The sequence below is a fragment of the Paracoccus marcusii genome (assembly GCF_006151785.1).
GTDB lineage: Bacteria > Pseudomonadota > Alphaproteobacteria > Rhodobacterales > Rhodobacteraceae > Paracoccus > Paracoccus marcusii.
The window spans coordinates 1-11793 of sequence record NZ_VDDD01000106.1 but is presented as its reverse complement, the minus strand read 5'-3'; the positions used below and the strand labels follow the sequence as shown (position 1 = coordinate 11793).

Below are 11793 nucleotides of genomic sequence, written 5' to 3'. Positions count from 1 at the left end.
ACCCTATATCCATAATCAGAGGTGGCTCACTTCTCGATGGAAAACCCGGCTCAGTTCTGGGTGGAAATCAACAACGATTCGACCAAGCCCCACCCAGCCATGGGCGGCGGCGCACATCGGACAGTGTTCGCCAGACGTGTAGACCGTGGCCTTGGCGCGATCCTGAACGTCCATGTTGTTTGCCGCCCATCGGGCGATGGCGAACTCCGGGTGCTGGGTGTGGTCACCCCCGCCGATGCGGTTGTAATCCTCGAACAGCACCTCACCCTCAGACGACACAAGCACCGATCCGAAGGGCTCGTTGCCGCGGTCCAGCGCTTCGGATGCCAAGTCGACACAGCGCTGCAGGTACTTTCGATCCGTGTCATCGATCATGATACGCCTTTCCTTTCAACGGACCTGGTCTGGCTTTCGAATGATCGGGCGCAGCTCTCCTGTAACGGCCTGAGGACAAAAGACGGCCGCGGGACCATCACTCCAAGGCCTCGGAGATGGCGTCGAACACGACCAGCGGATCGACCGGTTCGCGTCCGACGGGCTTAGGTTGCGCCATATGCGTCGCGATGACGACGTTCCGCGTCGGGTTGATGTAGATGTTCTGCCCCTGGATGCCGATGGCGGCAAAGGCACCGTCGGCGATGGATGGCTCGGTCCAGCCCGGCCACCACATATACCCGTAATCGATCGTCTCGCCGCTTTTCAGCTTCTGCGGTTGGCCGGCGGTCTCTGTCCATCCGTCGGGCAGGATGGTGCTGCCGTCGATCACGCCGCCCTCCAGGAAGAACTGCCCGAAGCGGGCGAAATCGCGCAGGGTGGCGGACAGGCCGCTGCCACCGATCTCGACCCCGTTAGGGCTGTCCAGCCACCAGTTCGCGTCGGCCTCCATCCCGTAGGGCTGCCAGATCTTTTCCGCCAGATAGTCCGACAAAGGTATGCCGACCGCGCCATGGACAACCTCGCCCAGAACCTGCGTCTCGCCGGTGGAGTAGGTGTGGTGGGTGCCGGGTTCGTGCGCGCGGGGCAGGGCGGCCATCACCTCCATCGCGGCACCGGGGCGCTGTTCGATCTGCGCACGCAGCAGGTCGCGGCGGTCGGACTGGGGGTCGGTATAGGTCTCGTTCCAGTCGACGCCCGACGCCATCAGCAGGATGTCGCGGATGCTGACCCCGTCATAGGCGCTGCCAGCCAGTGCGGGGACGTAATCGACCACCATGTCGTCCACGCCGCCGATATGGCCATCGACGATCGCCGCGCCGACCAGGGTCGAGGTGATCGATTTGGCCACCGACATCGACATCCAGCGCGTGTCAGGCGTGTTGCCGCGCTGATAGGTCTCGTAGACGACCTTGCCGTCCTTCAGCACGATCATCCCGGTGACATTGTCCAGCGACAGAAAGTCGTAGAGGTCATAGGGTGCGTCATCGACCTGATAGGTCACCATTTCCGGCAGATCGACCAAGGCCTCCGGCAGGTCGCGGGGCGTGTCGCCGGCCGGGATGGCCCGGGTGGGGAACAGCCGGTCGATGTTGCGGAAGGTGCTGACCGCCAGGTCCGGCGTCAGGTGGCCGTCATAGACGTCCTCGACCGTGCCGATGGATTCGTCCGCATGCGGATAGTCCTGCGCCTGCAGCGCGCCGGGCAGGGCCAAGCACAGGCCCCCCAGGGTCAGCAGGAACCGCGTCCGGTACAGCGGCCTCAGGGTCATGACATCCTCCCATCCGTTTCGATCCATGAAATGGCAGTTTTGCAGCATGTGCAAGGCTGGTCATGTCCGAAAGAGGGGCCGTCAGGTTGGCCAATCGGCGCTGGAACGGTTGCGGCGCGTGCTGGCGCGGGGGATCAGCTGAAACCCCAGGTCGACCGCATGGCCGCGGGGCGCATCCTGTCCGGCAAGGCGCGCGCGGATCAGGCGGATCGCCTGAGCGCCCATCGCCCGCCGATCGGTGGCGACCGAGGTGATGGGCGGTTCGGCCGCGGACATCATCTCGTGGTCGTTGAACCCGCAGATGCCAAGACGGGTGGGCACCGTGATGTTGCGTCGACGCGCCTCGAACAGGACGCCAAGCGCCAGATCGTCGTTGTTGCACAGGACCGCATCCGTTTGCGGCAGGCGCGCCATCAGATCCGCGAACAGCCGGCACCCCAGGCTGACCGAGGACGGCTCGGGTGTGGTGACGACGGGATCGTCGCCCCCCAGCCCGGCGGCCTCCAGGCAGGCGCGGAACCCTGCCAGGCGGCGCTGGCTGCGCGGGTCCATCTGAGCACCCAGAAAGGCCGGCGCGCGGTATCCCTGCGCTAGCAGATGCTCGGCGGCGGCCCGTGCCCCGTCGAAATGCGACAGGCCGACGGCCAGGTCGATGGGGTCGGGGCCGACCTCCATGATCTGCACGACCGGGCATTCCGCCCCGGCCAGCAGGGCGCGGGCGGCGGGGGATTGATCGTGGCCCGCGACGATCAATCCGGCCGGGCGCTGTGACAGGAACACGCGGATCAGCTGCTCCTCGGTCAGGGGGGAATAGCGCGTGGTGCCCAGTTGCACGATCAGCGGGCTGCCCTGCAGACCTTCGTCGATGCCGCGCATCACGTCGGCGAACACGTTGTTGCTGACCGACGGGATGATGACCCCCACGATATCGGTGCGCCCCGATGCCAGCGCGCGCGCCGCAGGGTTCGGGACATAGCCCAGTTCGCGGATCGCTCGGTCTATCCGGTCGCGGGCTAGCGGCGACACCTTGGACGGGTCCCGCAGCGCGCGCGACACGGTGATAGGGCTGACATCGGCGGCCAGCGCCACATCAGACAGGGTGATCCGTGAGGTTTTGTTCATGATGCGCGCAGATTACGCCATCGCCGCGCAAAGAAAAGGGGCTTGACCGATGACAGCGCTGTCATCCATGATTGCGCTGTCATCGGGAGGAGACATCATGGACGCGCGGCCGATTCTGGTCATGGGCATCTGCGGCACGGGCAAGTCGACCGTGGCCCGTGGCATCGCCGACCGCATCGGCGGCAGCTTCATCGAGGCGGACCTGTATCACGACGAATCCAGCGTGGCGCGCATGCGGGCCGGGCTGCCCCTGACCGACGACATGCGGTGGGGGTGGCTGGACCGCCTGGCGGCGGCGACGCGTGCGACGCCCCATCGCGCCGTTCTGGCCTGCTCGGGGCTCAGCCAGGCGCATCGTGACCGGCTGCGGGCCGGGGCAGGGGCGATGGACATCGTGTTCCTGCACGGCGACCGCGACCTGATCGCGGCGCGCATGGCGGCACGGCGCGACCACTACATGCCCGCCAGCCTGATCGACAGCCAGCTGGCCGCGCTGCAGCCGCCCGATCCCGCCGCCGAAGGCGCGCTGTGGATCGACGTGGCGCTGCCGCCCGACCAGATCATCGACCGCGCGGTCGCGGCCCTGTCCGACCCGCGCCCAGTTTCAACCGGAGGAGAGACACCATGACCAAGATGACCCGTTTCCTGATGTCGGCCAGCGCCGCGATGGCCTTGGCCGCGCCCGCCATGGCCCAGGATCACAGCTTCCGTTTCCAGTCGTCCGACCCGTCGGGCAATCCGAACTTCGTCCTCCAGCAGGGCTGGGCCGCGGATGTCGCGGAAAAGTCCGGGGGCCGCATCGCCATCGACCTGCTGCCAGTCGAATCCATCGTCGCCCATAACGAAACCCAGGATGCGATCGCCACGGGCATCCTGGACGGTCACGTGACTGACCTGTCGTATTTCTCGGGACGCGATCCAGCCTTCGGCCTGATGGGCAACCCGGTCGGCGCCTGGTCCGACCCCGAGCAGATGCTGGATTTTGTCGAGAACGGCGGCGGAGCGGAGCTGCTGAACCAGATCATGAACCCCTATGGCCTGCAGTTCATCGGCGCCACCACGCCGGGCCTGGAGGCGCTGGTCAGCGCCGTGCCGCTGGACGGGGTCGATGATCTGGCCGGTGTCAAGATCCGCGCGCCCGAAGGGCTGGTCCAGTCGGTCTTTGCCGCCGCCGGCGCCGCACCGGTGAACCTGCCCGGCTCCGAGGTGTTCACCTCGCTGGACAAGAAGGTCATCGACGCAGCCGATTACAGCGTCTTTTCGACCAACCAGGCCCAGGGCCTGAACGAGGTCGCGCCCCATCCGGTCTATCCCGGCTTCCACTCCATGCCCCTGGTCGAGATCTCGATGAACAAGGAGAAATGGGATGCCCTGCCCGAGGACCTGCAGCAGGTCATGACGCAGTCGGTGCGCGATTTCGCCCGCGTCCAGGTCGCAGCCCTGGCCGAGGCCGACGCGGCCGCCGTGGCGGAGGCCGAGGCCGGCGGGACGATCACCGTCCACGACTGGTCCGACGAAGAGCGCACCAAGTTCCGCGGCATCGCGATGGGCGAATGGGAAAAGGTCGCCGGACAGTCGCCCGCGGCGCAGCAGGTCTATGACGCGCTGACCGCGTACCTGACCGAAAAGGGCCTGGTGCAGTAAGCGCCGCAGGATCGGGCGTTCGCGCCCGGTCCCTTCCAGGGAGGAGGACATGATGGACGCATCCGAAGCCATTCCGCGCGAGGAACACGAGGCCGTGCCCCAGTCGGGGCGCCTGGGTCGCGTGATCGACCGTCTGGCGATCATCCCGGCCCTGGGCCTGGTGGTCGCCATGCTGATCCTGATCCAGGAGGTCGTGCTGCGTTACGTGTTCGGCCGCCCGACGAACTGGGCGCACGAGACGACGGTGTTCCTGTGCGCGATCTCGTTCGTCTACGGGGGCTTGCTGTGCACCGCGCGCGACCGGCACATCCGGGTCGTCCTGGTCTATGACCTGCTGCCGCCAGCCGCGCGGCGCGTGGCCGACATCCTCATCTCGGCAATCTGCGGCCTGTCCTCGGGCGCCTTCGCCTGGGCGGCCTGGCAGATGGTCAAGCGGTCCGCCTGGCGCCCCGACGGCAGCTTTCACCTGGAGACCTCGGGTTCGGCCTGGAACCCGGCCTATCCGGGCGTGCTCAAGGTTCTGCTGATGGTGGCGCTGGCGATCATGGCCCTGCAATTCGCCATCCTGACCGTCAACTATGCCCGCGGGCACAAGGGAGCCCGCTGATGGAGATCTTCGGTTCGCTGCAATCCCTGGGGATCGAGGCCGGGACGGGCCTTCTCTTCGCGCTGCTGCTGCTTTTGCTGCTGACGGGCATCCCGCTGGCCTTCGTCACGCTGCTGGTCACGCTGATCTTCGCGCTGGGATGGTTCGGCCCGAACGTGGTGCCGCTGATCACCAGCCGCGTCTATACCTTCGTGTCCAGCTTCGTCTTTGTGTCGGTGCCGATGTTCGTGCTGATGGCCGCGATCCTGGACCGCAGCGGCATCGCCCGTGACCTGTTCGAGGCGATGCGCCTGGTCGGCGGCCGCATCCGCGGCGGCGTGGCGGTCCAGACGATCTTCGTGGCCGTCATCCTGGCCGCCATGTCCGGCATCATCGGCGGAGAGGTCGTGCTGCTGGGCCTGATCGCGCTGCCCCAGATGCTGGCACAGGGCTATGACCGCAAGCTGGCCATCGGCGTCGTCTGCGCGGGCGGCAGCCTGGGGACCATGGTGCCGCCTTCGATCGTGCTGATCATCTATGGCCTGACCGCCAATGTCTCGATCGGCGACCTGTTCACGGCCGCCTTCGTGCCGGGCTTCATGCTGGCGCTGCTCTATGTGGCCTATGTGCTGATCCGTGCCTGGCTGACGCCGGGCGACGTCCCCCCGGCCGTCACCGCCCGCGTCCCGCGGGACGAAAAGCTGCGCCTGCTCAAGGGCCTGTTCCTGCCGATCCTGGTCGTGATTATGGTGCTGGGCTCCATCTATGGCGGCATCGCATCCGTGACCGAGGCCAGCGCCGTGGGCGTGGCGGGCGTGCTGATCTCGACCGTGATCCGCGGCGAATTCACCTGGGGCCTTCTGCGCGGCGCGGCAATGCAGACGCTGCAGACGGTCGGCATGATCGTCTGGATCGGCATCGGCGCATCCGCCCTGGTGGGCGTCTTCAACCTGATGGGCGGCATCAACTTCGTGTCGGAACTGATCACCGGCATCAGCGACAACCCGACGATCATCATCCTGTTCATGATGGCGATCCTGTTCGTGCTGGGCATGTTCCTGGACTGGGTCGGCATCGCGCTGCTGACCATGCCGATCTTCGTGCCGATCATCGTCAGCCTGGGATACGACCCCGTCTGGTTCGGCGTGCTGTTCGCGATGAACATGCAGGTTAGCTTCCTGTCGCCGCCCTTCGGGCCCGCCGCCTTCTACCTGAAGTCGGTGACCCCGCCGGACATCTCGCTGGGAGAAATCTTCCGCGCCCTGCTGCCCTTCATCGGGTTGCAGATCCTGGCGGTGGGCCTGCTGATCCTGTTCCCGGCCCTCGCGATCTACTGATCGCCTGCCGTGGATCGGGGGGCATGCCGGATGCGGCGTGCCCCCTTTTCGTTTGGGGACGGGAATGTTGCACCGGCAGGCGGATTGATGGACAATCGAGGTCCGTCACCCAAGGCTGACCCACCATGCATGACCCCGAACCCGTCCCCCGCCCGGACCTGTTCACGAACAAGGACCATGACGCCTGGCTGGAGCAGTTCCTGTTCCTGCGATACACCCTGCAAATGCCGGCCGAACGCATCGCCCAGATCGACTATGGCCTTGATCCCGACCATCCCGACGCCCCGATCGCAGGCCTGTTCTGGGGCAGTCAGATCGAGCGGGACTATCCCCGGCTGGACCTTCGCCACCTGTGGCGAAAGAGGCCCGGCCAGGTTTGAAGCCCTGCGGTGTCAGGCGCCGGATTGCCCGGCGGCCTGAGGCCCTGCCATGCTGGGCAGGAAGGACTGCGACCAACTACTTCCTTCGCAGGGCGCCCGCGCGTTCGGCCAGCGGCGCACCGGTCGCCGGGGTCAGGCTGGCATAAGCCGTGGGTGTCGCAGTGCGTCGGCCGTGGTGGCCGGGTCGGCTGCGGGCTGCTTGCCGCGGCGGTTGACTTTGTCCCCACCCGGCGGCATTTCCGTCCGTGATGGTTCCCGTGCCGGCCAAGGCCCCGGCAGGGTGAAAAGGGAACGTGGTGAGGTGTAGCCATCAGGCGCCGAATCCGCGACTGCCCCCGCAACTGTAAGCGGTAGCCGACCCCATGATGCCACTGGCGCCCCATGCGCCGGGAAGGCGGGGAAGGCCGCGATCCGCAAGTCAGGAGACCTGCCATCATGACCTGAACCAACCCGGGCGGGGTGCCCCGGAGAAAGACCGCATGCGCCGATCCACGGCCTTCGTCCGACGCGACCGCGAAGGTGGGTGGGACCCCGGTGACGCCGCTGCGCCTTTTTCAGCCCCGTCCTTCGTTTCATGAAGGACGACCATGACGACCAGAATCTTCCTGACGACCGCGGTGGCGCTGGGCCTGGGCCAGGCGGCCCTTGCCGCGCCGACCGACTATCCGCTGGTGATCGACAATTGCGGGTACCAAGTGACCATCCCCGTGCGTCCCGACAACGTCGTGTCGATCGGCCAGTCCACGACCGAGATCCTGTATGCGCTGGGCCAGGCGGACCGGATGGCCGGGACCGCGCTGTGGTTCACCCCGGTGCTGCCCGCCTTTGCGGAGGATGACGCCACGGTGGACCGCATCACCGACGACACGCCCAGCTTTGAATCGGTGGTGAACCGGCGCCCCGGCTTTGTGCCGACGATGTTCGCCTGGATGATCGGGGACCAAGGGGCGGTCGGCACGCGCCGACAGTTCGCCGATCTGGGCATTCCGGCCTATGTCATGCCCACGGACTGCCAAGGCAAGGACAACAGCGTGGGCGCCGACGGCACCCGCCTTGCGCCCTTCGACATAGCGACCCTGTGGGACGGCATCGACCAGATCGCGCGGGTCATGGACGCGCAGGACGCGGGCCGGGCGCTGATCGCCGACCTGCAGGCCCGAGAGGCGGCGGTCGTGGAGCGCGCGCGGGCGATGGACCTGCCGGATGCGTCCGCGGCGGTCTGGTTCTCCTCGGCCGATCTGGCGCTGGACCCCTACATGGCGGGCGGGATGGGCGTCCCGGCCTGGATGATGGACCGCCTTGGCCTGCGCAACGTCGTGACCTCGGACGAGGAATGGCCCGCCGTGGGGTGGGAGACGATCGCCCGTGCCGACCCCTCGGTGCTGGTGATCGCGCGCATGGACCGCCGCCGCTTTCCCGCCGACGATGTCGAGGCAAAGCTGCGCTTTCTGAAAACGGACCCGGTCACGCGCCGGATGACCGCCGTACGCCGGGATCGCATCGTCATCCTGGACGCCGAGGCGCTGCATCCCGGCATCCGCATGATCGACGGGCTGGAGGCCTTGGCGGCGGGCATGGACGGGCTGTCCGAATGACCGCCGATGTCGGGGTGCCGACCGTCCGCCGCCCCTTGTCCCCGGTCTGGCTGTGGGTGTCGCTGCTGATCGTGGCGGCCCCCCTGGCCGGCACCGCCCTGGGGGAAACGCCGATCCCCCTCTCGACGGTCTGGCAGGCGCTGGCCAACCAGATGCTGGGTGCGGGCTATCCGCTGGACCCGATCGATCAGGGTATCGTCTGGGCTTATCGCCTGCCGCGCGCGCTGGTGGCGGGGGCCTGCGGAGCGGGGCTGGCGATCTCGGGGCTGGTCCTGCAGACGCTGTTGCGCAACGCACTGGCCGACCCCTATCTGCTGGGCATCTCGGCGGGGGCGTCTACGGGGGCCGTGACGGTCGCGGTGGCGGGGATCGGCGCGGGGTTCGTGCCGATGTCGGCGGGCGCTTTGCTGGGCGCGATCGCGGCCTTTGCGCTGGTGGTGGGGTTGGCGCGCCTGTCGGGTGGCGGTCCGGGGGTGCGGGGGGCCGCGCAGATCGTGCTGGCAGGCATCGCCGGGTCGCAGCTGTTCAACGCCCTGACCAGCTTCATCATCGCGCGGTCGGCCAGCGCGGAACAGGCGCGCGGCATCATGTTCTGGCTGCTGGGCAACCTGTCGGGCGTCCGGTGGAACGATGTCGGCCTGTCGCTGGCCGCCGCAGTGACCGTCCTTGGCGCGGCCGCATGGCACATCCGCGCGCTGGACGCCTTTGCCTTCGGCACGGAATCGGCGGCGTCCCTGGGTGTGCCGGTCCGGCGCGTCCAGGCCGTGCTGATCCTGGCGACCGCCATGGCCACGGCGGTCATGGTGTCGGTCACCGGTGCGATCGGCTTTGTCGGGCTGGTCGTCCCGCATGCCGCACGGTTCCTGGTGGGCACGCGCCACGCACGGCTGGTGCCGGTGTCGGCGCTGATCGGCATGGTCTTCCTGATCGCCGCGGACGTGATCGCGCGGATGCTGGTACCCGGCCAGACCCTGCCCATCGGCGTCGTGACCGCGCTGGTCGGCGCGCCGGCCTTTGCGGCGATCCTGATCCGCGGGCGGTCCGCGTCATGATGCTGACCGCGCGTGATCTGACCCGCCGCCTGCGCGGGCGCCCCCTGGTGGCCGGCGTCACCCTGGACATCCGCCCCGCAGAGATGCTGGGCCTGATCGGCCCGAACGGGTCGGGCAAGTCCACGCTGCTGCGGATGCTGGCCGGGCTGGTCCGCCCCGACGGCGGCCAGGTCACGCTGGACGGCAAGCCGCTGCGCGACATGCCCGCGCGCCAGGTCGCCCGCCACATCGCCCTGGTCGCCCAAAGCGCCGAGACGTCGGACCGCATCACGGTCCGCGACGCCGTGGCCTTGGGGCGCACCCCCTGGCTGGACGCCCTGCGGCCCTGGTCCCCGGCGGACGAGGCGCATGTGACGCAGGCGCTGGCGCGGGTCGACCTGGCACATCTGGCGGGGCGCGACTGGTCGACCCTGTCGGGGGGCGAACGCCAGCGCGCCCATATCGCCCGCGCACTGGCGCAGGCGCCACGGATCCTGCTGCTGGACGAGCCGACGAACCACCTGGACATCCGTCATCAGCTGGCGATCCTGGATCTGGTGGGCGGCCTGGGTCTGACCACGGTGATCGCCCTGCATGACCTGAACCAGGCGATGCGCTGCGACAGACTGGCGGTGATGCAGGCCGGTCGGTTGGTGGCCCTGGGCCCGTCAGACCGTATCCTGACCGCTGACCTGCTGGCGCGCGTCTTTCAGGTGCGGGCAAGCACGCTGACCGATCCGCAGGACGGCAGCCGCGTGATGCGGTTTCATCCGGTCGTCTGATGCAATGAGAGGGATTGGAGCGGGTGACGGGAATCGAACCCGTGTCTCTAGCTTGGAAGGCTAGGGTCTTACCATTACACAACACCCGCGCGGGGATCGGTATAGTCCGCCCGCGCGGCAGGTTCAAGCGGTCGCGTCACCGTCGTTGCGCAAAGAACCGCCGCAGCAGGTCGCGTGATTCAGGCGCGGCCAGGCCGTCATAGACCTCGGGGCGGTGATGGCACTGCGCGTGCCGGAACACCTGCGCGCCATGGGCGACGCCCCCCATGCGCGGGTCCGACGCCCCGTAATACAGCCGGGCGATCCGCGCGGCCGAGATGGCCGCCGCGCACATCGGGCAGGGCTCAAGCGTGACCCACAGGTCGTGACCAGGCAGGCGTTCGGACCCCAGGGCCGCGCAGGCCGCGCGGATGGCCAGGATCTCGGCATGGGCGGTCGGGTCGGACAGTTCGCGCGTGCGGTTGCCCGCGGCGGCCACCACGCGGCCCTGCGGGTCGGTCACGACGGCGCCCACCGGCACCTCTCCGCGCAGCGCGGCGTCACGGGCTTGGGACAGGGCAAGCGCCATATGGGTGGTGAAGGGGACCATGACCGTCTTGTCGCAATCCCCCGCGCGGCGCGCAAGCCGGGGAAAGAAACGCTTCCCACACGGCCCGCTTGGGCGTATGCACCCCTCTTTGCCCCGCAGCGATGCGAAGGAGACGCGCATGACCGACGATCAGATTCCCGACCGCAAGGCCCCCCAGGTCGGCCCCCGCACCGAAGCCGACCGCATCGCCAAGGTGATGGCGCGCGCCGGTGTCGCCAGCAGGCGCGAGGCCGAGCGGATGATCATCGAGGGCCGCGTCAGCGTGAACGGCAAGAAGATCGACAGTCCCGCCCTGGACGTTCTGCCCACCGACCGGATCACCGTCGACGGCAAGAAGCTGGAGGAGCCGCAGGAGACGCGGCTGTGGCTGTACTACAAGCCCCTGGGCCTGATCACGTCGGAAAACGACGAACTGGGCCGCCAGACCGTGTTCGACGCGCTGCCGCGCGACATGCCGCGGGTGATGACCGTGGGGCGTCTTGACCTGAACTCCGAGGGTCTGCTGCTGCTGACGAACGACGGAGAGCTGAAGCGGCGGCTGGAGCTGCCGGCGACGGGCTGGCTGCGCCGGTACCGGGTGCGGGTGAACGGCACGCCCTCGGACATGACCTTCGACCCGCTGCGTCGTGGCGTCACCATCGAGGGAGAGGACTTCGCCCCCATGGAGATCAAGCTGGACAGCCAGCAGGGTGCGAACGCCTGGATCAGCGTAGGCATCCGCGAGGGCAAGAACCGCGAGATCCGCCGCGCGATGGCCCATGTCGGTCTGCAGGTGAACCGCCTGATCCGCATCGGCTATGGTCCGTTCAAGCTGACCGGCATGGACAAGAACCAGGTGACCGAGGTCAAGCGCAAGGTCCTGCGCGACCAGCTGGGCGGCCTGCTGACCGGAGAGGTCGAGGACAAGCCGCGCGAGATGCGCCCCCGCGGGGCCGCCGGTGAACGCGCCGCCCGGTCCGATGGCGGCGATGCCGGCCCGCGCCGCTTCGGCCCCAAGCCGGGCTTTGACGGCAAGCCCGCCG

13 protein-coding genes, 1 tRNA gene and 1 riboswitch are annotated in these 11793 nt (G+C 68.2%); of the genes, 9 read left to right on the top strand and 5 right to left on the bottom strand.

Features of this window, described 5'->3' with window-relative positions; genetic code table 11:
- Positions 1–15: 15 nt before the first annotated feature.
- The 3 genes from FHD68_RS14460 to gntR all read right to left on the bottom strand — a co-directional run bounded on the left by FHD68_RS14460 (position 16) and on the right by gntR (position 2827).
- Positions 16–375: a nucleoside deaminase gene (locus tag FHD68_RS14460; RefSeq protein ID WP_127899067.1), complete on the bottom strand. Its 360-nt coding sequence runs from the start codon at positions 373–375 to the stop codon at positions 16–18.
- Between the two features lie 97 nt (positions 376–472).
- On the bottom strand, positions 473–1732 hold the full coding sequence (locus tag FHD68_RS14455; RefSeq protein WP_208863781.1) for a serine hydrolase domain-containing protein: 1260 nt from the start codon (positions 1730–1732) through the stop codon (positions 473–475).
- A 54-nt stretch (positions 1733–1786) separates the two neighbouring features.
- Positions 1787–2827, bottom strand: a complete 1041-nt coding sequence (gene gntR / locus FHD68_RS14450; protein WP_139086089.1) for an HTH-type transcriptional regulator GntR — start codon at positions 2825–2827, stop codon at positions 1787–1789.
- A gap of 97 nt (positions 2828–2924) precedes the next feature.
- On the opposite strand from gntR, the gene FHD68_RS14445 reads away from it, so the two are divergent.
- From FHD68_RS14445 to FHD68_RS14410, 8 genes are all read left to right on the top strand, one after another.
- Complete coding sequence (locus tag FHD68_RS14445; protein ID WP_204245741.1) at positions 2925–3455, top strand: gluconokinase; 531 nt, start codon at positions 2925–2927, stop codon at positions 3453–3455.
- Entirely contained in the window at positions 3452–4471 is a 1020-nt protein-coding gene (locus FHD68_RS14440) for a TRAP transporter substrate-binding protein (protein WP_127899064.1), read from the top strand. The genes FHD68_RS14445 and FHD68_RS14440 overlap by 4 nt, the downstream gene beginning before the upstream one ends.
- 52 nt (positions 4472–4523) lie before the next feature.
- On the top strand, positions 4524–5078 hold the full coding sequence (locus FHD68_RS14435) for a TRAP transporter small permease subunit (protein WP_239441317.1): 555 nt from the start codon (positions 4524–4526) through the stop codon (positions 5076–5078).
- On the top strand, positions 5078–6394 hold the full coding sequence (locus FHD68_RS14430; RefSeq protein ID WP_045982566.1) for a TRAP transporter large permease: 1317 nt from the start codon (positions 5078–5080) through the stop codon (positions 6392–6394). The genes FHD68_RS14435 and FHD68_RS14430 overlap by 1 nt, the downstream gene beginning before the upstream one ends.
- A 125-nt stretch (positions 6395–6519) precedes the next feature.
- Positions 6520–6774, top strand: coding sequence for a hypothetical protein (locus tag FHD68_RS14425; protein WP_139086087.1), 255 nt, complete (start codon positions 6520–6522; stop codon positions 6772–6774).
- Between the two features lie 232 nt (positions 6775–7006).
- Positions 7007–7223, top strand: a riboswitch (cobalamin riboswitch).
- Between the two features lie 138 nt (positions 7224–7361).
- Positions 7362–8369: an ABC transporter substrate-binding protein gene (locus tag FHD68_RS14420; RefSeq protein ID WP_139086084.1), complete on the top strand. Its 1008-nt coding sequence runs from the start codon at positions 7362–7364 to the stop codon at positions 8367–8369.
- Entirely contained in the window at positions 8366–9421 is a 1056-nt protein-coding gene (locus FHD68_RS14415) for a FecCD family ABC transporter permease (protein ID WP_139086082.1), read from the top strand. The genes FHD68_RS14420 and FHD68_RS14415 overlap by 4 nt, the downstream gene beginning before the upstream one ends.
- Positions 9418–10182, top strand: coding sequence for an ABC transporter ATP-binding protein (locus tag FHD68_RS14410; protein ID WP_127899060.1), 765 nt, complete (start codon positions 9418–9420; stop codon positions 10180–10182). The genes FHD68_RS14415 and FHD68_RS14410 overlap by 4 nt, the downstream gene beginning before the upstream one ends.
- Before the next feature lie 15 nt (positions 10183–10197).
- Here the strand turns inward: FHD68_RS14410 and FHD68_RS14405 are convergent.
- Positions 10198–10271, bottom strand: a tRNA-Gly gene (locus FHD68_RS14405).
- 47 nt (positions 10272–10318) lie between these two features.
- Complete coding sequence (locus FHD68_RS14400; RefSeq protein WP_042246386.1) at positions 10319–10771, bottom strand: nucleoside deaminase; 453 nt, start codon at positions 10769–10771, stop codon at positions 10319–10321.
- A gap of 118 nt (positions 10772–10889) precedes the next feature.
- Here FHD68_RS14400 and FHD68_RS14395 point away from each other — a divergent pair.
- Positions 10890–11793 (top strand): pseudouridine synthase (locus FHD68_RS14395; RefSeq protein ID WP_139086080.1); only part of this gene is annotated, 904 nt, incomplete at its 3' end.

Bases quoted from the DNA above. Each gene is read 5' to 3' on its own strand.
- FHD68_RS14430 (WP_045982566.1), top strand. From the start codon at position 5,078: ATGGAGATCTTCGGTTCGCTGCAATCCCTGGGGATCGAGGCCGGGACG.
- FHD68_RS14440 (WP_127899064.1), top strand. From the start codon at position 3,452: ATGACCAAGATGACCCGTTTCCTGATGTCGGCCAGCGCCGCGATGGCC.
- FHD68_RS14460 (WP_127899067.1), bottom strand. From the start codon at position 375: ATGATCGATGACACGGATCGAAAGTACCTGCAGCGCTGTGTCGACTTG.
- FHD68_RS14410 (WP_127899060.1), top strand. From the start codon at position 9,418: ATGATGCTGACCGCGCGTGATCTGACCCGCCGCCTGCGCGGGCGCCCC.
- FHD68_RS14415 (WP_139086082.1), top strand. From the start codon at position 8,366: ATGACCGCCGATGTCGGGGTGCCGACCGTCCGCCGCCCCTTGTCCCCG.
- FHD68_RS14400 (WP_042246386.1), bottom strand. From the start codon at position 10,771: ATGGTCCCCTTCACCACCCATATGGCGCTTGCCCTGTCCCAAGCCCGT.
- FHD68_RS14445 (WP_204245741.1), top strand. From the start codon at position 2,925: ATGGACGCGCGGCCGATTCTGGTCATGGGCATCTGCGGCACGGGCAAG.
- FHD68_RS14420 (WP_139086084.1), top strand. From the start codon at position 7,362: ATGACGACCAGAATCTTCCTGACGACCGCGGTGGCGCTGGGCCTGGGC.
- gntR (WP_139086089.1), bottom strand. From the start codon at position 2,827: ATGAACAAAACCTCACGGATCACCCTGTCTGATGTGGCGCTGGCCGCC.
- FHD68_RS14435 (WP_239441317.1), top strand. From the start codon at position 4,524: ATGGACGCATCCGAAGCCATTCCGCGCGAGGAACACGAGGCCGTGCCC.
- FHD68_RS14425 (WP_139086087.1), top strand. From the start codon at position 6,520: ATGCATGACCCCGAACCCGTCCCCCGCCCGGACCTGTTCACGAACAAG.
- FHD68_RS14455 (WP_208863781.1), bottom strand. From the start codon at position 1,732: ATGGATCGAAACGGATGGGAGGATGTCATGACCCTGAGGCCGCTGTAC.